This is a genomic window from Celerinatantimonas yamalensis (genome assembly GCF_046054155.1).
GTDB lineage: Bacteria > Pseudomonadota > Gammaproteobacteria > Enterobacterales > Celerinatantimonadaceae > Celerinatantimonas > Celerinatantimonas yamalensis.
Map to the genome: position 1 here is coordinate 99,916 of NZ_JBEQCT010000007.1, position 18,812 is coordinate 118,727.

Below are 18,812 nucleotides of genomic sequence, written 5' to 3' on the forward strand. Positions count from 1 at the left end.
GAGCCACACCGATTCGGCGCGCTAACGCATCCTCGGTGAGATCCTATTATCAATGTCAAAAGGGGCGAGCTGCACCCCTTTTATCGATAGATATTATTGCAGTTCAGTGGATGAAGCGTCGGCATGCCAGCGGAATACGCCGAACGAGAATCCTTTTAGATCGCCTTTTTTATCCCACTGCAACGGTCCCATTACTGTTTTGACCGAGTGTGAGCGCAGATAATCAGCGGCAGCTTGTGGGTCATCACCCGCATTTTTGATGGCAGCAGCAATGGATTGTACCGCCGCATACGAGGTCCAGACAAAGGGCCCGCTTGGATCTTTACCTTCGCTTTTGATCAAGTTGACGATCGCTTCGTTTTCGGGGGTTTTATCGTACTGTTTGGGCAATGTGACAATCAGTCCTTCAGACGCTTTGCCTGCAATTGCGGATAGATCCTTATTGCCGACGCCTTCAGGTCCCATAAATTGGGCTTTAAAACCTTTTTCTGCCGATTGACGCAGAATCAACCCTAGCTCGGGATGATAGCCTCCGTAATAAACGAAATCAGCCTGTTCTTGTTTGAGTTTAGCAATGAGCGCCGAGAAATCTTTGCTGCCTGCAGTAATCCCATCAAACGAGACCACTTTCACGCCAGCCTTTTCCAGGGTTTCTTTTACAGAGGTCGCTATCCCTTCACCGTACTGCTGCTTATCGTGAATAATCGCTACTCGTTTGGGTTTGATATGTTCAATAATATACTTACCTGCCGTTGGGCCTTGAGCGCTATCGAGCCCAATCGTGCGAAAGATCATCTGATAACCACGAGCGGTAATCGTGGGGCTAGTCGCTGCTGGCGTAACCATTAACACCCCTTCATCTTCATAGACATCCGAGGCCGGCTGGGTTGCACCTGAACATAAATGCCCAACTACAAAATGGATATCATCATTGACCACACGGTTTGCCACCGCTACCGCTTGTTTAGGTTCGCAGGCATCATCGTAGTCAACCTCCTCGATTTTTTTACCATCAATGCCACCCGCTTTATTGATCATTTCAATCGCCGCATGCGCGCCATTAAATTCCATATCACCATATTGCGCCACGGGGCCAGTTTCTGGTCCAGCAATCGCTATTTTGATGGTATCAGCCGCAGATACGCTAAACGACGCGCCCCATAGCGCGCACGCAACAGCCAGCGCAGCGCTCGAACAAGTCCATTTTTTCATGAGATACTCCCTGTCACCACACTTCGGTGGTGGTATGTGTTTGCAAAATGCAGGTTAAAGCAACCTGTCACGGCAGTTCTAGATTAGAATTTGACTGCTTGAGCACTTTTGTACCTCAAACAACAAGTATGGAGCAAGTGCCAAATAAGCGCTTTATAGGGTAGTTACCAAATTCGACAGCTGAATAATCTATAGTTTCATATAAAATAGTTTGTTATTTTTAAACACCCGGTAACAATTTGGATTATCAAACTACATTTGTACAATAAAATAGCAGAAACCCCTTACTTTGCTATTACTCAAAAAAAGCGTCAACAGCGATGTTTCTTGCCAGTAACAGCTCGGACATCTAGCAATGCCCACCCAGTAATGGGGGTTAGGTGGTAGAGAGTTAGAGGAGTGATGCGACATATTGCTTCGCACAGCGAGCGGTAATCAGCAGAAGTTATCACTGACAAATAATCGGGAAGATCCCATGCGAGTATTCCCATTCAGTTCTTTGACTTTGGCGCCAAGAATTTGCCTTAAGTGCTGACTCAATAAAGTACTGTACAACCAAATGTCGCAAAAAACTTTTTTGATGAATGTAATATTAACTAGTGCTGATACATGCACGCGATCGCCCAGCAACCGCGTGGCATTGATAGTGAGTATCACGACTTAGTGACTCATTGGGCACAAAGCGAAGGCAATTTGTTTGGCTGTCCCATCTGGATTAAATTGCAAACTCCAGATGTAACGACCATTTTGGGGTAAAATAGCCACGGTATCTTGCCCATAACCACCCTGCTTAAACCCTTTGGGTTTTGCAATCGTCAATTCCAGTTGTTGCGCCGTATATTGAGGTTTCCACCCTTGGCTGGCATATTGGAAATGATAGTCACCGGCAAGTTCATCCGAAACCAATTGATAAAGCCCATTGCCTTTATAGCGAAACTGACGTGTTGGCATAAATTGCCAGTGTGAATCAAGAAAATCGCCCACCAAGAACAGCGGCTGAGATAACGGCCCACCGGCTTTGTCGGGGCGCTGGCAACTGCCAAGCGGCCCATCTAAATGCATCACCGTGTGATGAGCCATCACCGTTGGCCCCGCTTTTGAGGGGTGAGTCACCTGTAAAAACCGCGCCCCATATCCTGACAAAGGGATATGGTAGAGGCCTTGGGCACTGGCATTGAACGACTCTGATGTCAGCATATCGACCAATTTGCCCTGCGAGCCACTTTGCGCTTTAGATAACACGACTTGCTGAGCCTTTTGGTTAGTACTCACCATGTAGATAATCCTATCATCGCCTTTTTGTTTGTAGTCGATAAATACCTGCTGATTGGCCACCAAATTAATGCGCGTGCCATCATATAATGCCGGATGGACACTACGCAGTGTAAATAACTGCTGCACATAACGATGCAAGGCTTTTTCTTGGCGGCTGAGTTTGGTATTCACCCCTGCAATACGAGCACTAGAGCGCGCCACATGATCATCACACAGGCCCATAGATACACAAATGTCTGAGGGAACTTTGACATCAAAATTAGGCACCTGCTCACCAATCTCTTCGCCATAATATAAGGTAACAGGACCAGTATAGGCGGCTAGAAAAGACAAAGCCGCTTTGTGACGCTGCCAATAAATCGGCTCTTTGGGGTCTGCAATTAACCCGCGCTGCAATAGATCGCCAAAGCGCACCAGATCGTGATTACCTAGCATTAAATTCGGATGTGCGTGCTCAGGGTAATTATCTTGCAAATTCAGACCATCGGCTAACCAACGTCCACCTTTGTGGCCAACGCTATTTTCATTAACGGCGAAGGTTTCCACCAGCCGATAGCGCAGCGGAAAAGCAAAAGCCGAACACAAGACAGGCGCGTTATCCGAGCCATAGACTGATTGGGTAATATAATGGGAATTACTGGACCACACTTCAGCGACCATATACCCCAGTGGATGCACCGATTGTCCTTTGGCATTGAGGTAACTGACTGATTGAGACGCTTGCTCAACGCTTTGACGCAGCTTCACCCAATCTTGCGGTGGCACTTGATAGGCCTGATCTAAACGCCATCCATCAATTTTAAGCGTCTTGGTCCAATAATTAATCACTTCTTGATAAAATTTAAGGCTCTGTGGATAGCGCACATGATCGGCGCTACCATCAGGTAAAAGGCCAAATGGTGAGGGTTCAATATTGGCTTTATGGTGACCAAAAACACCATCGAAAAAGACATAGAGCCCTAATTGATGCGCTTTTTTAACCAACTCTTTCGCTTTTTGCAAGGTGCCAACCCGCGGGTCTATCTTAAAATAATTACTCGCATAATAACCGGTGGCATCCAGCTTTGAAGCGGACAACGTCTGGCCAAGTATCGGCTTCGATTCAAAGATAGGGGTGAGCCAAATAGCATTCATCCCCAGTTGTTTGATATAGCCCAGAGAATCGATCACACCTTGTAAATCGCCACTGTGATGGCTTGGACCATAGCCCACTTTATAGCTAATCGCAGGATCGCCATCGACAAAACTCTCGACCATAATTTCATAAATACGCAGCTGATTGATCGATTGATGGTTGGCAAGTTGACAGATTGCATGATTCATCTTTGCCTGAACCTCCGTGCTCAGTATGCCCAAGCAGACTAAACATACGATAAATTTCAATAGATAACGGCGCCCGTTCACAATCGTCTCCTAGTGAGTAGTCAGTGTTCAAGCATCCGTCAAAGAGCGTATCAGCGCGTCCTCCTTTTTTAAAAAAAAGCAGGAGGAGTCCAGATAATGAGTCCCCCGATCAAGGTTTAACTGGCATATCCCATCACTTCTAAAAAATAGTGTGCTTGGCTGACAGCTTCTCGGCGGTGATTTACATCCAATTTTTGATATAAATTACGGATATGGGTCTTGATGGTCGTCGCCGCTACATTCAACTCTTGGGCAATCTGCTCATTGCTATAACCCGAATAGATAAGCCCCAACACTTGCCACTCACGCTGCGTCAAGGGGCTAATGCGAATCAACTCAGGCACATTGGGATGCTCTAGTAAACGAGTCACAAAGTTTTCGTCAAAGTGGGCGAACTTATGGCGATAATATTGATTGATTTGCCGTAGGATCGATTGTGCACGTTGCATCGCTAGTGGCTCTAACACATCCAATTGTAATAGTTGGCGAAGCTGTTTAGCCATCACCTCGCCTTCAATCACAAAGTGGCTGATAAATCCGGTGCGACAGGCCAAATTCAGCGCTTCGATCAAATCATCTTGCGCCTGAGCGCGCAGACCTTGTTTATCATGAAGTAAGTTCAGCAGTAATAAGTTGCGGTTGATATCACACGTTAATTGCAGTTGCCGCGCACACTCGTTGAGCTTGCTTAAAATTGTCTGCGCCTGCGTATATTGCTCTAGTAAAATATGGGCTCTGGCAATGTTACGCCATTTACCTTGTAAAAAGTGATTATCAGCGCCATCATCCGGCGCATTCCCATCAAGCCATCGCTGCGCGGCTAACTTATCATCAACCATTTGCCAATAGATCACCCGCGCTTTGTCAGTATTGGTGACCCAATCGGTATGATAGTCGCCTCGATTGAGCAAGTTTTCACAGCGACTTAAAAAGGTTCGGGCATTGTCCAGATCACCTCGCGCCAAAGCGCATTTAGCCAACATCGCCAAACATTGTAATTGCTGTTTGGGTGGATAATGAGTCATCACATCTAAACCTTTACGAGCGGCTTTTTCAGCGTCATCTAAATGCCCCCACGACCACAATAACTGTGAGCGGAGCCGACAAACAAACTCATGTAATGGGAGTTGATGAAGATGCTGCGCCTCAATCAGCTCAAATGCTTGCTCTTGAACATCAAAGGCCTGCTGCAACATGCCCTTAGCAATGAGGATCTCACTTTGCTGGATCAGTGACCATAATCCATTGTGAAACACCCCATGTTCCATGGCCATCTGTTCACATTGACGCATCATCGCTAATGCTTTATCTAACTGGCCTTGACAGTGCAACACCTCGGCAGTGACAGATATTGCGACAATTCGGTTGAAATAGTCATTGACATTCAACTCATCCAACGCTTGATGGGCTAATTGCAACGCCTCATCAAGATGCCCGGTGTTGACTGATAATTGCGCATGAATAGCCGCAAATTGCCCTTTTAACTCACGATCTGATTTCAGCTCAAGGACATGATTTTTGGCATCAACAAGTAGTTTTCCCACCTCACCTGCTCGATGTTGGCTTTGGGCCAACCAAGCTTGCAATAGTAGCATGGAGGGCCGGCTCATCCGTTGTTCGTCAGTCAGCGCCTGCATGCATTTATCCAGTAGCTGCAGTTCACTCTGATGAAACAAAGACCAACCATATTGTTCCAAAATGGACAGCAACAAAGCTTGATCATGACTGGCCAGTGCATGGTAGATCGCTTCACTTGGGTAACCGAGGTGCAACCACCCTTCGGCGGCATAGCGATGCCACTTGGGTAACTGGTCTGGATACTCCCATTGACAGCGCTGGCGCAGAAAATTGGCAAACAGTGGATGGAAGCAAAACCATTGTTCACCATCATCGATGCGTTGTACGAATAATCCTTGCCGCTCAATATGTTCGAGCAACTGCTGACCAAATTCCTCTTCAGTCACACAATTGATCAAGTAATGATTCATTGAATGTAAAATCGAGCAGCGCAATAAAAATTGCCGCGTCTTATAATCTACCCAACTGAGAACTTCATCGTTTAAGTAACTTGATAAATGGTTAGCCTGTATACCACTGAGGGCTCGGCCATCGCGCTCATCAGACAGCTCAGTTTGATGACTCGATATGACAATCAGTTGCAGCGCAGTGACCCACCCTGAAACCTCATCGCAGAGCCGATCACTGTGTTCGTTGGCCACTTGACCACATAAGCGATAGTCGAAGAACTGGCGGGCTTCTTCGTGAGTGAATGACAACTGCTGACTATCAATTTCTAACAACTGCTCGCGAACGCGCAAATTCGCAACACCAAGTGAAGGCAGATGACGCGATAAAATAATTAAGGTGAGATTATCCGGTTGATGCTTAAGTAAAAATTGCATCGCTTCATGAATATATTGATTATCAATAAGATGGTAATCATCAATCACCATGTACACTGATTCAGACCATTGTGAAAGTTCCACAATCAACTGGCTAAACAAGCCCACTAAATTAGCGTATTGATTTTTTTGGGTGAGTGATGAGCTGCGCTTACAAAACCCATGTGTCGCTTTTTGAATGGCCTCAATGAAATAATCGGCAAAACTATCCAGTTGATTATCCCGCTCATCGATGGTGAACCATCCAATATGATCTTGCTTTTCTGCCCACTGGGCGACCAGCGTCGTTTTCCCATAGCCTGCGGGCCCCATAACTAACACCAACTGATAACGTGCAGCTTCGTCGAGATGATGTAATAAACGAGCTCGGCTCACCACATTTTTTAACTGTTTGGGACGACTCAATTTTGACGGTAATAACATGTCGACCTCTTGTTCAATTTCCAACCTTATCCATTAGAACGCAATAACTTCACGAAAATCTCCGATGAATGCAACACTGCTGGTAATATGCCTGCCAATATAGCGGTTCAGCTCACATTTTCTGCTACGCCTTTATCATCCTCCTCGATAAAATAAAGCAGCGGATGATGTTCTATACCCCAGAAACCCTCAGCATACCCCTAGTCACTTTCTTTTCGTTCAAACCTTATCAAGTATTCAAACATTGCCGTCACTTGACGAACGGTGTTATCGACTGACAGGAATATAGCTATGACCCACTCGTTCGACCCCGATCAATTTCATGCATCTTTCAGCTATCACCTAAAAACCTGTGTTAGCAACACCACCCCTTTGGCACACACTTGGCAAGCCCTTGGCTTAGCACTGCAAGATATGCTTCGCGAGTTGCCCACCAAGCCCACCGAGGGACGTCACGTCAACTACCTATCAATGGAATTTTTACTTGGACGGTTGACGCTCAACAATTTACAAAATCTCGGTTGGTTTGATGCTGTTAAAAATAGTTTAGCTGACGATCATCTCAACCTGACAGATATTCTAGAACAAGAACGCGATCCAGCTCTTGGAAATGGCGGTTTAGGGCGCCTAGCGGCGTGCTATCTCGATGCCATGGCGACGGTCAACCAAAGCGTGACTGGTTATGGGCTGAATTATCAATATGGATTGTTTCGCCAATCGTTTGAGGATCACCAACAACATGAAGCACCAGATGATTGGCACCGAGACAGCTATCCATGGTTGATCCAATCCAGTGTTGACTCCGTGCAAGTTCACTTTGGCGGCGTTGTGCATGAAGACAATGGCCAGAGCATTTGGCAGAGCGATTTCAGCGTGCAAGGCAAAGCGTCCGATTTGGCAGTTATTGGCTACCATAGCGCCCAATATCAGACATTGCGGTTATGGCATGCAGAAGCTGAACATCCCTTTGATCTGGCGCTATTTAATCAAGGTAAATATCTAAAAGCGCAGCAACAAGACAACCAAGCGGCCCGTCTTACCAAAGTACTTTACCCGAATGACAACCATGCTGCGGGCAAACGGCTGCGACTGATGCAGCAGTACTTTCAATGCGCCTGCGCGATCACCGATATCTTGCGCCGTCATCGTCAGGCCAATCGGGATATTCAGTCATTAGCCAGCGATGAAGTGATCCAACTCAATGACACTCACCCAGCGATCGCCATTGTTGAACTGCTCCGCCAATTGATTGATGAGCAACAGATGAGCTGGAGCGATGCATGGGCGCTGACGCAAAACTGCTTTGCCTATACCAATCATACCTTAATGCCCGAAGCTCTTGAATGTTGGCGCGAGCCCTTATTCAAACAGTTACTTCCGCGCCATTATCAGCTGATCAAGTGCATTGATGCCGAGCTATTGCCACTTTTACAAGCGCACTGGCCAAGGCAATGGCACAAAAAGGTAAAAACACTCGCTATCTGTGCCAAAGGACAGGTACGAATGGCAAATCTGTCGGTTATTGCCAGCTTTGCTGTTAACGGCGTAGCCAAATTGCACTCCAAATTACTTATCGAAGAGCTGTTTGTCGATTACGCCAGCTTGTGGCCCAACAAATTCACCAATATTACCAACGGAATTACCCCAAGACGTTGGTTACACCAGTGTAACCCCGCCCTTTCATCGCTGATTAGCCAAACCATCACGCAAGATTGGCTTACCAATTTATCGCAGTTGCAGCAGCTTGAAGCGCTCGCCAGTGACGCCGCATTTCAGCAGCGCTATCAGCAGATTAAACAGGCTAACAAACAGGCGCTTGCCGATGTCATCATGCAATTAACCGGCATCGTTATTCATCCTTACGCTTTATTTGATGTTCAGATCAAACGCTTGCATGAATATAAACGTCAGCATCTAAAACTGCTGCATATTCTCTATCTTTACCACCAGCTAAAAACCAACCCGCACGCCCAAATACAGCCGCGAGTGGTTATCTTTGCTGCGAAGGCCGCACCTGGTTATGCTTTGGCTAAAAATATCATCTATGCCATCAATTGCGTTGCTGATACGATTAATCACGACCCAGAAATCGGCGATCAACTGAAAGTCATCTTTTTACCTGACTATCGGGTCTCGCTCGCAGAACAAATCATTCCCGCCGCCGATCTCTCTGAGCAGATCTCGATGGCCGGCAAGGAAGCCTCTGGCACGGGCAATATGAAGTTAGCTCTCAATGGGGCGCTCACCATCGGCACTTGGGATGGCGCCAATATTGAAATTGCTGAGCAGGTTGGTGATGAACATATCTTTATTTTTGGCCACCGAGTTGAATCTATTCGCGCACTGTTACAATGTGGTTACCAACCTGAAACCGTGATTAGCCAACAGCCACTGTTAGGCCAACTGCTCAGTTACCTGAGCGATGGTTCATTTAGCCATGGCAACCGCGAAGCGTTCACCCCGCTCGTTGAAAGTCTTACCCGCGGTGGTGACCCTTATCTGGTTTTAGCCGATTTTCAAAGTTACATCGACGCCCAGCTGCGCGTTGAAGCGCACTATCAAAACTCGCCAGCTTGGCTGCGATCAACGATTCTCAATACCGCTCGCTGTGGCATATTTAGTGCCGACCGTTGTATTGGCGAATATCAACAGCGCATTTGGAATCGTCCCCGAGTGTAGGCAAACATTGAGGCTAAACATGAGCAAAACTCATTCCCCCCTGCATCAAGAACGTATTGAACAGGGGTTATATGTGAACTATGTGGATGCAAGCAAAGAGCTTGTCACGATCGATGCCCAGACGCTTGACGCCGTGCGCGCATTATTGCCTGCGCCGCAAACGGCTTCGTCGCAGGTTCAGGTGTTAAGCGCCAAGAGGTCATTCACGCTTCCGACTGATCTCTCACCCCCCTGCCACTGGCAATTAAACTACGAGCAAGGTGACGTCTGCAGCGGTGTGATTCCCTTGCTGCAAACGTACTGGCAATTACCGGCAGATGCGCCGTTAGGCTATCATCGACTCACCATCAAAGATGCAGAGCAGACCCACCACATCCAGATTATTCATGCGCCAACACGTTGTTATCAACCGAGTGCGCTTAAAAAACAGCGCTGGTGGGGAAGCTGTATTCAGCTTTATACCTTGCGCTCAAACGACAACTGGGGCATTGGCGACTTTGTCGATTTGCAGCACTGGCTAGAACACTGCCATGCGCATGGCGCCGCATTTGTTGGACTTAATCCTATTCATGCGCTCTACCCTGGCGAACCTGAGCGGGCCAGCCCATACAGCCCATCATCACGCCGCTGGCTCAATATCATCTATATCAGCGTCGCAACCTTAGATGATTTTACTCAGTCTCGATCAGCCCAGCGCTGGTATCAAAGTCTACCCATACAGCAGCGACTGCAAGCTCTGCGCGAGCGTGATATCGTCGATTATACCCAAGTAACCCAGCTCAAATTAGTTGGACTGCATTTGGCCTATCGCCACTTTTGTCGACGAGACGCAAATGATCCTTATCGGCTCGAATTCGAAAGTTTTACTCGCCAACATGGTAAACCATTGTTCTGGCAAGGCTGTTTTGATACGCTGCATCGTTATTTTCGCCGCCACAATCAATGCAGCGGTGGCTGGCAATATTGGCCGCAAGCCTATCAGCACCCCGAGAGCGATACCGTGCAACATTTTGCGAAGCGTCATCCGCGCTGGGTGCAATTTTATTGTTGGTTACAATGGCTCGCTGATCAGCAGCTACAAGCCGCTGCAAAACGCAGTACGCAGCTCAATATGCCGATTGGCTTATACCGAGATGTTGCGGTCGGTGTAGCCGCCGATGGGGCGCAAGCTTGGTCGCAGCGTGAGCTATTCTCGCTCGATGCAAGCGTTGGAGCTCCCCCTGATATCCTTGGTCCATTAGGGCAAAATTGGGCGCTGCCCGCGCAGCCCCCCACAACGCTTATTGATCACGCTTATCAACCATTTATTGAGATGATCGAGGCAAATATGCGCGGCTGCGGAGCACTTCGCATTGATCATGTGATGGGATTGCTACGTTTATGGTGGATACCGCGCGGACAAAGCGCGGCTAAAGGTGCCTATGTGCACTACCCGCTCGATGATCTACTCGCCATTTTGGCATTGGAAAGCCAGCGTCATCAATGTTTGGTGATCGGTGAAGATCTGGGTACGGTTCCCGATGCGATCATTGAAAAACTTCATGATGCAGGGATACTTTCATATAAAGTGCTCTATTTTGAAAAAGATGCTCAGCAGCGTTTTACCCTACCGCAACACTATGCTCATCAGGCGATGGCCACACTGACCACGCACGATTTGCCCACCTTGCTCGGGTATCTGCGCCATCATGACTTGCATCTTGGGGCACAATTGGGGCTCTACCCCAATAAGACTCTCCTGGCACATCTCCATGAACAACGCTCACAAGCCGCTCAGCAGCTAACCAAAGCGCTGGCCGAAGTCATACCTAAAGCCCAGCTAGCGCAGTTAACCCTCAACCAAGCTGTTCATATTTTTCTAAGCCAGAGCCGCGCGATGTTATTAGGATTACAACCGGAAGATTGGCTAGAGATGTTAGAGCCAGTCAATATCCCCGGTACCGATCGTGAATACCCAAACTGGCGGCGAAAACTCAGCCGAACCACCGAGCAGATTTTTGCTGACACCAACATTCAGTGGTTATTAGCGCACGTACAAACGCTGCGACATCCACACGCTTAATCAGCCAATACAACCACTTTAGGCGGTAGCTGCGAGTGGTTGATTGGTGCGAAGAGTGGACCAAGTTGTCCATGGTGTGGCGCTCTCTTCCGCTCTGAACCCCCATTCCAGTCATACACTCGCCCCGCACTCAACATGAGTGCGGGGCGATATGATAAGCATGTACTAGAATTTTGCCGTACTAGCCTTTCACACTGCCGGCTGTTAATCCATTGACGAGCCAACGCTGCGCCAGCAAAAATACCACCGTGATGGGCACCGCAGAGAGCACCGCTGCCGCGGCAAAATCACCCCATAGATAGTTTTGCGGATACAAATATTGCTGCATCCCCACCGCCAAGGTATAGCTATGTACATCTTGCAGTAGCAACGAAGCAACCGGCACTTCGGTAATGGCCGCAATAAATGACAGAATAAACACCACGGCGAGGATCGGCACACTCAGCGGCAATAAGACCAAATAGAACGCCTGCCACGGGCTAGCCCCATCAATGGCAGCGGCTTCTTCCAGCGACCCATCGATTGTTTCAAAGTAACCTTTAATCGTCCAAACGTGCAGTGCAATCCCACCTAAATAGGCAAAAATAACCCCGCCATGGGTGTTTAAGCCCATCCATGGAATGTAATGCCCCAGCCGATTAAACAGTGCGTATAACGCCACCAGTGACAATACCGAAGGAAACATCTGAAAGATCAGCATCCCTTTTAAAAGGGCGCTGCGCCCCCGAAATTTCATCCGTGCAAACGCATATGCACACGTTGTCGACAACACCACAATACCGATTGCAGTTAAGGTCGCGATCTTGATCGAATTCCACAGCCACAAAAGAACTGGAAACGGCGGCAGTGTCACCCGCCCATCGGCATGATGGACACTGAAACCCAACGCTAATTGCCAATGCTCCCAGGAAATATGCTCGGGAATTAAACTGCCGGTGGCGAAGTTGCCAGAGCGCAGCGAAATCGTGATCACCATAAAGAGCGGAAACATAATCAGTGCAATAAAACCGATCAATGATGCATGGGTGAAAAACAGCCTGACCCGCTGTGATTTGGGTTGAACAATTGCCATCAGAATCCCCCTGGTTAATCGAGTTGAAGTTTAGACGCTTTTAAATTAATGATGGCAAGAGCGCCCACCAGCACAAAGATCAATGTTGATATTGCCGCCGCCAAACCAAAGTTTTGCCCGCCACTGCCTTCAAAGGCGATGCGATAGGTATAACTCACCAACAGATCGGTATAGCCGGCTGGCGTGGTAGTCCCTAAGCGATCTGGGCCACCGTTGGTTAATAGTTGGATCAACACAAAGTTGTTAAAGTTAAAGGCAAAACTTGCAATCAGCAGTGGCGTTAAAGGTTTTAATAACAAGGGCACGGTAATTTTAAAAAAGTTTTGCATCGGCCCAGCCCCATCCATAGCAGCCGCCTCATAAAGATCATCAGGGATCGCTTTTAACAACCCCATACAGAGGATCATCATATAAGGGTAGCCCAGCCATGTATTGACAATTAACACCATTGCTTTAGCTAGATGAGGGTTACTAAACCACTCAGGCCTTAGCCCAAAAACTTGGCTCAGTAGCAAATTTATTTCACCAAAACTTTGGTTAAACAACCCCTTAAATATCAAAATAGAAATAAACGCAGGAACCGCATAAGGTAAAATCAATAGCACTCGATAAGAGGCTTTACCTTTAAGTGCTTCCCATTGCACCAGACACGCTAACACCATCCCAATAATAACGGTGAACACGACAGTCAGCGTCGCAAAGATAATTGTCCAGATAAAAATATCGATAAAAGGCATTCGAATGCCGCGATCCGTAACAATACGGGTAAAATTCGCCCAACCGATATTCACCGAAAACCCTGGGGACAAAACCTCTTTGCCCCAATGCCCATCGGCTAAGATTTGCTGATAGAAACCTGTTTTATAGTTAGGCAAATAGCTGGCGCTGGTTTTTTGATTCACCAGCATCTGAGCCTTACCTACTTGTTTATACAAGGGCTGCACAGCGGAAAACCGACGTAATGAACTCATCATTAACTGCTCACCGTGGGGTAAGCGCACTTTAAGTGCCCCGATACGGTTGCGGTTTTGAATGATCATGCGAAATGATACCGCGGGCTGCTTGGGCAACGCATTGGCAACATGTAGCGCAATTACGTGGCTGGGATGCTCGAGATCAAAGGGTTGTGATACCCAGACTTTCTGCGACTCAGCGCCAGATAATGCGATGATCCATTGATGTTGCTGTGCATAGAGTTCAAATGAATAACTCTGCCCAGTGATATAGGTTCGATCAAGCAGTACCTCTTGAGCCCGCTCAAAGGTTAACTGATTGGTATTACTATAATTGGTAAAGCCAATACCAATGGTATAAATCAAAGGAAACAGAATAAATAATCCAATCCCAGCCAATCCAGGATACACATAGCGCCACGCATAGGTTTTTGAGTTGGCAAATATATAGATCCCCGTGCCAATGATGACGAGCGCTAAAATGGCAAAGGTGTATTCGCCATTGGCATACATCAACACTGATAGATAACCCGTGATCAGAACGGCGACACCCAAAAGGCTCCATTTTAGCCAGAATGAGTTAAAAAAACGCGCTGCAGGCGAACGGTTAACACTATCCATGAAAATACCTCAGAGAAATAATCCAGCCGAACTGTCATTCGGCTGGAAACCGGAACTAATGCACAATACGCTTCGCCGCAGCGTCGAGTGCCTCTTTAACGCTCTGTCGGCCACTGAGTGCATTATTAATGGCATTGCGCTCGGCGTACCAAAACGCACTCATCTGAGGAATATTTGGCATAATTTCACCATCTTTGGCATTTTTCATAGTGGCATCAATGCGTGGGTCTTTCGCTAGAATATCTTGATATGACTTCAAGGCCACTGCGCCTAGCGGTTTATCCGCATTGACCGTCGCCAAACCTTTGTCTGTCAGCAGATAATGTTCAATGAACTCTTTGGCAAGATCTTTATTCGGGCTCGCTGAGCTAATCCCCGCACTTAAGATACCAACAAACGCTTTTGAAGGCTGACCATGAAATGTCGGCAGCAGCGTCACCCCATAATTCATCTTCGCTTTATCTAAGTTGGCCCACGACCAAGGTCCATTAATGGTCATCGCCGCTTTACCTTTAATAAAGGCTGATTCAGCAATGGAGTAATCGGTATCGGCACTAATTTCTTTATTTTTGACCATATCGACAATAAATTGCAGCCCTTTGATCGAACCTGCATTATTGACACCGACATTTTTAATATCATATTTCCCATCTTGATATTTAAAGGCGTAGCCACCATCAGCAGCAATGATAGGCCAAGTGAAATAGGGTTCTTTCAAATTCCACATGATGGCCGATTTACCTTCTTTTTTAAGTTTTTTATCAAGCGCTGGGATCGCTTCCCAAGTTGTTGGAGGCTTGGGTAAAATGTCCTTATTGTAGATCAGTGACAACGCTTCAATCGCAACTGGATAACCGACGATTTGGCCTTTGTAAGTCACCGCTTTCCACGTAAAATCATAGAGTTTATTTTTGAGCTCTTGACTGGGATGAATACTTGCTAGTAATCCAGACTGCGCCCAGCCGCCAAAGCGATCATGCGCCCAAAAAATGATATCTGGTCCATCCCCATCAGCCGCAAGCTGAGAGAATTTTTCTTCTAGCTTATCGGGATGCTCAACACGCACCGGGATCCCAGTATCATGTTCAAAGTTTTTCCCCACTTCGGCTAAGCCGTTATAGCCCTTATCGCCATTAATCCAGATAACAAGCTGTCCCTCTTTGATCTTGGCCTGAACGCCCATAGAACATAACGATGCGGCCAAAACAGAGGCCACCAGTAATGATTTACTGAAATTTTTAGGTAGTAACATTTTATCCATCCCCACTTAATTAGCTGTGTTACGCATCGATATTGCTGCCCACACAGGTTTGGAACCCAGTCCATCGACTCACCCTGATAGTGTGCTCAGATGGGAAGCATTATTCATCATCCTCGATAGTCCTCCTCAACGGATATGAGTGTGATCTAAGTTATGAAATTTGAAGTTTATTCCCACAGGACTTGCACTAATGAAGAAACAAGCTGAAACAAGGGAGCGGCTATGCCATTCAAGAACACAGAGCAACAACGCCTACAGGGAAGATACATATTTAAGACTTAAAGAACGGGTATACTCAAGCCCAACAACTTAGCAGGCTAAGTCGCACTGGCACGAACTAGTTCATGAGATTATAGATTAGATTTAACCTGTGGGTTGATGCTAAAGGCCTGTCGGCAAGGGATATATAAACAAGTGCAAAGCCACCGAGTGCAGGTGGCTTTTTTCAGAATTAATGACTTAAAAAAGTAGGTTCAACTTTTTTAGCAGTTTTGGCGGCTTTCTTTTCTTTGGCCGTCATCAGTGGTTTTTTCTTAGAATCGCGTTTTGTATCTTGACCCTTACTCATGATAGATATCACCTATTGTCATTGTATAAACCTAAAGTCGGTTTTCGCCAACCTAAGGGCCGCCACGAATCATCAATGTGTCAACATTGTTCATTCATGCATTGATGAGTATGGGCTCATTATCATCGAAGTGAAAGTAATAGATGCAATAAGCGCTTGAGAAAAATAGCCCACTCCATACTCGGGCGATAAAAAAGATTTTATTGCCGCACCCATGACAAAGTTACAAGCCCCGTAACCAACGAAACGCCTTAAATAGGTGACCAGAAAAAGCGCATGAGTTGTTTAAGTTAAAAGCAGCCAACCGAAGCGATGAGAAACATAAACAGGCTGAAGCAGTGTCAAAGTAGCGCGCCACATCAGAGCAATAAGCTGAAACAGCTCATGTGATCATCACATCAATTGGAAGCAAAAAAAATTAACGTTGCATGAGCTGTGGCCAAAGCCAGTCATCAGAATAATAAAAACAAACGATGCAATCTGAATCAAATAAAGAACGACTCGAGCGAGTTGCAAAATCAAGAAGCTAGTTGTAACACGGAGCCTGTAATTTAAATTGTGTATTAGGTTAGAAAAAAGTACGTAAGGCCTCTGGCTTCCAAATACCAGAACAACAACTACGCTTAGCTTAAGCTATGAATGAAATGATCTGACTTGTTCACAGGGTAGGGTTGAAGAATTTATCGGTTTTTTTTCAGTGCGCTAAATAGCGCTTATCCATCACGCGGCAGTATCGATTTCTCACTCCTCCTTGCCTTTCATCCTTTAACTTCTGTGACAGTGGATGATTTCAACTCGAACACCACAGCGCATACTGACGCTATGGAAAGTCGACGTCGCACTCTAAGCCGCGCTGACTGGATAACTAGATGAAAATAAAGGAGTATCAGCATGGCCGATGTTGTGTTGCAACATATCACCAAAGCTTTCGGTGATGCGGTGATTTCTAAAGATATCAATCTTGAAATTAACGACGGTGAATTTGTCGTGTTCGTTGGGCCTTCAGGCTGTGGTAAATCGACCTTACTACGGATGATTGCTGGCCTTGAAACCATCACCTCGGGCGAATTATTCATTGACGGAAAAAAAGTGAATGACATTCCTCCCGCGCAGCGCGGCGTCGGGATGGTGTTTCAATCGTACGCGCTATATCCCCATCTCAATGTGGCTGGCAATATGTCGTTTGGGCTCAAACTGGCTGGGGTCAATAAAGCAGATATCACCAGTAGAGTGAATCGCGTAGCCGAAACACTGCAACTGGCTCACTTGCTGGAACGACGCCCTAAAGCGCTATCAGGTGGCCAGCGCCAGCGCGTTGCAATTGGTCGCACGTTGGTGGCTGAGCCACAAGTTTTCTTACTCGATGAGCCGTTATCGAATTTAGATGCAGCGCTGCGGGTACAAATGCGTATTGAGATCTCAAGGCTTCATAGTCGCTTACAGCGTACCATGATCTATGTCACCCACGATCAAATTGAAGCGATGACACTGGCTGATAAAATTGTGGTGCTCGATCAAGGTGGAATTTCCCAAGTCGGTAAACCGTTGGAATTGTATCACTATCCAGCGAATCGATTTGTCGCGGGCTTTATCGGTTCACCAAAAATGAATTTTATTCCGGTTACAGTGCTCAACACCGCTTTAGAACAAATTCAAGTGACGCTTCCTAATCAGCGTCATATTTGGTTACCAATGGATGCTTCAAGTGTGACGATTGGAGAGAAGATGACCCTAGGGATTCGTCCCGAACATTTTATTCCCAGCCAGCGCGCAGATATCACCCTTGATGGTGAAATTCAGGTGGTGGAGCAATTAGGCGCTGAAACTCAAATCCATATTCAAGTTCCGCAGCTTAATGCCTATGTCGTTTACCGAGAAAATGACGTGGTCGATGTGCAGAAAGGCCAACAATTCTCTGTTGGATTAGTCCCGCATCGCTGTCATCTATTCCATCAAGATGGTCAAGCCTGTCAGCGACTATTCAAAGAGAGTGGCCTATCGCATTAATCATTCTCCTGAGGCACCCCTGCCTCAGGGACCCTTTATTGAGATTGCTCGGCTTTGAGTGCTTTGATAAAAATTTTCCGACTCGAGTGAATACCTAAGCGTTCCGCCTCGTTAATTAGATCAAGTGCTTGATTGATATTCCCTTTTGCCACGGCTTTGGCTACCGCATGATCAAAATATTGCTGCGTTTGGCTTGACACTTTGGTGGGCAAGGCCGCACTCACTGGCTGGTTGCCGATCACATTATTTTGATGACTCGTGATCGAAATTGTCACCAAACCAGATGGACCATGCGAGGCGACCGGATCAGGGATGTTGGGCTGCACGCTATTGGTTCCGGCTGCAAACACCTTGGCCGGATCGGTCAACACGGTTTGGCCTTTCAGATCATGACGGGTGGTGAATACCAACAAATAGATAAATTTTTGTCCTGGTGAGGGGGCTAAATTAAACTCGCCTTCCACACGATCTTCTTTTAAAAATACCGCCTTTTTATAATGAAACAAGCGAAATGGATAATAGCGCTCAGGGACTTTTTGCTGATTGAGCACCAATACATTCATCGCGTAGAGATGATGATCATCGAGTGCACTTGAAACTTTAATCGAGAGATTGCCTTGATCAGCGGGCACTGCAATCGTCGCGATTTGCCCAGCGACTTGCGCGGCCAAATCAATCGTAGGAGATTGAAAATTTAACGGTTGTTTAAAGGGGAGTTGAATCGGTTGCCAAGCTAATTTAGAAAAATCCGTATTTGCCCATTCACCGGCCGACGCTTTTAAACCGACCAATGGTTCAGCCTGCACAACACCACTTAGCCCACAGACCAATATCACCACTAGTATTTTGAGATAGTTTGATAACCACATGTTA

At 46.7% G+C, this 18,812-nt stretch carries 10 protein-coding genes; 3 read left to right on the top strand and 7 right to left on the bottom strand.

Annotated features, from left to right (window positions below):
- Positions 1–93: 93 nt before the first annotated feature.
- The 3 genes from ABUE30_RS14095 to malT all read right to left on the bottom strand — a co-directional run bounded on the left by ABUE30_RS14095 (position 94) and on the right by malT (position 6,716).
- Positions 94–1,212 carry a branched-chain amino acid ABC transporter substrate-binding protein gene (locus ABUE30_RS14095; protein WP_408624466.1) on the bottom strand — a complete coding sequence of 373 codons (1,119 nt, stop codon included), beginning with the start codon at positions 1,210–1,212 and terminating at the stop codon, positions 94–96.
- Positions 1,213–1,872: 660 nt separating this feature from the next.
- A complete protein-coding gene (locus ABUE30_RS14100) occupies positions 1,873–3,810 on the bottom strand; it encodes an alpha-amylase family glycosyl hydrolase (protein ID WP_408624467.1) in 1,938 nt (645 codons plus the stop codon).
- A gap of 197 nt (positions 3,811–4,007) precedes the next feature.
- Positions 4,008–6,716, bottom strand: a complete 2,709-nt coding sequence (gene malT, locus ABUE30_RS14105) for an HTH-type transcriptional regulator MalT (protein ID WP_408624468.1) — start codon at positions 6,714–6,716, stop codon at positions 4,008–4,010.
- A gap of 291 nt (positions 6,717–7,007) precedes the next feature.
- On the opposite strand from malT, the gene glgP reads away from it, so the two are divergent.
- The gene (gene glgP / locus ABUE30_RS14110; RefSeq protein ID WP_408624469.1) at positions 7,008–9,395 is read left to right on the top strand and encodes a glycogen/starch/alpha-glucan family phosphorylase; all 2,388 of its coding nucleotides are present in this window, start codon (positions 7,008–7,010) and stop codon (positions 9,393–9,395) included.
- A 19-nt stretch (positions 9,396–9,414) separates the two neighbouring features.
- On the top strand, positions 9,415–11,457 hold the full coding sequence (malQ, locus tag ABUE30_RS14115; RefSeq protein WP_408624471.1) for a 4-alpha-glucanotransferase: 2,043 nt from the start codon (positions 9,415–9,417) through the stop codon (positions 11,455–11,457).
- 181 nt (positions 11,458–11,638) lie between these two features.
- Here malQ and malG read toward each other — a convergent pair whose 3' ends face one another.
- From malG to malE, 3 genes are read right to left on the bottom strand one after another with little or no spacing between them, the layout of a single operon-like run.
- Positions 11,639–12,529, bottom strand: coding sequence for a maltose ABC transporter permease MalG (malG, locus tag ABUE30_RS14120; protein WP_408624472.1), 891 nt, complete (start codon positions 12,527–12,529; stop codon positions 11,639–11,641).
- 14 nt (positions 12,530–12,543) lie between these two features.
- Positions 12,544–14,103 (bottom strand): maltose ABC transporter permease MalF, encoded by a 1,560-nt coding sequence (gene malF, locus ABUE30_RS14125; protein WP_408624474.1) that lies wholly within the window; start codon positions 14,101–14,103, stop codon positions 12,544–12,546.
- Between the two features lie 55 nt (positions 14,104–14,158).
- Positions 14,159–15,355: a maltose/maltodextrin ABC transporter substrate-binding protein MalE gene (gene malE, locus ABUE30_RS14130; RefSeq protein ID WP_408624475.1), complete on the bottom strand. Its 1,197-nt coding sequence runs from the start codon at positions 15,353–15,355 to the stop codon at positions 14,159–14,161.
- A 1,468-nt stretch (positions 15,356–16,823) separates the two neighbouring features.
- On the opposite strand from malE, the gene malK reads away from it, so the two are divergent.
- The gene (gene malK, locus ABUE30_RS14135) at positions 16,824–17,939 is read left to right on the top strand and encodes a maltose/maltodextrin ABC transporter ATP-binding protein MalK (RefSeq protein WP_408624476.1); all 1,116 of its coding nucleotides are present in this window, start codon (positions 16,824–16,826) and stop codon (positions 17,937–17,939) included.
- 35 nt (positions 17,940–17,974) lie between these two features.
- On the opposite strand, the gene ABUE30_RS14140 is transcribed toward malK, so the two are convergent.
- Entirely contained in the window at positions 17,975–18,808 is an 834-nt protein-coding gene (locus ABUE30_RS14140) for a MalM family protein (protein WP_408624477.1), read from the bottom strand.
- Positions 18,809–18,812 lie beyond the last annotated feature (4 nt).

What these genes read in the sequence shown, in the direction of transcription:
- malT (WP_408624468.1), bottom strand. Translation starts at nt 6,716, where the DNA reads ATGTTATTACCGTCAAAATTGAGTCGTCCCAAACAGTTAAAAAATGTG.
- ABUE30_RS14095 (WP_408624466.1), bottom strand. Translation starts at nt 1,212, where the DNA reads ATGAAAAAATGGACTTGTTCGAGCGCTGCGCTGGCTGTTGCGTGCGCG.
- ABUE30_RS14140 (WP_408624477.1), bottom strand. Translation starts at nt 18,808, where the DNA reads ATGTGGTTATCAAACTATCTCAAAATACTAGTGGTGATATTGGTCTGT.
- malF (WP_408624474.1), bottom strand. Translation starts at nt 14,103, where the DNA reads ATGGATAGTGTTAACCGTTCGCCTGCAGCGCGTTTTTTTAACTCATTC.
- malG (WP_408624472.1), bottom strand. Translation starts at nt 12,529, where the DNA reads ATGGCAATTGTTCAACCCAAATCACAGCGGGTCAGGCTGTTTTTCACC.
- malE (WP_408624475.1), bottom strand. Translation starts at nt 15,355, where the DNA reads ATGTTACTACCTAAAAATTTCAGTAAATCATTACTGGTGGCCTCTGTT.
- malK (WP_408624476.1), top strand. Translation starts at nt 16,824, where the DNA reads ATGGCCGATGTTGTGTTGCAACATATCACCAAAGCTTTCGGTGATGCG.
- ABUE30_RS14100 (WP_408624467.1), bottom strand. Translation starts at nt 3,810, where the DNA reads ATGAATCATGCAATCTGTCAACTTGCCAACCATCAATCGATCAATCAG.
- malQ (WP_408624471.1), top strand. Translation starts at nt 9,415, where the DNA reads ATGAGCAAAACTCATTCCCCCCTGCATCAAGAACGTATTGAACAGGGG.
- glgP (WP_408624469.1), top strand. Translation starts at nt 7,008, where the DNA reads ATGACCCACTCGTTCGACCCCGATCAATTTCATGCATCTTTCAGCTAT.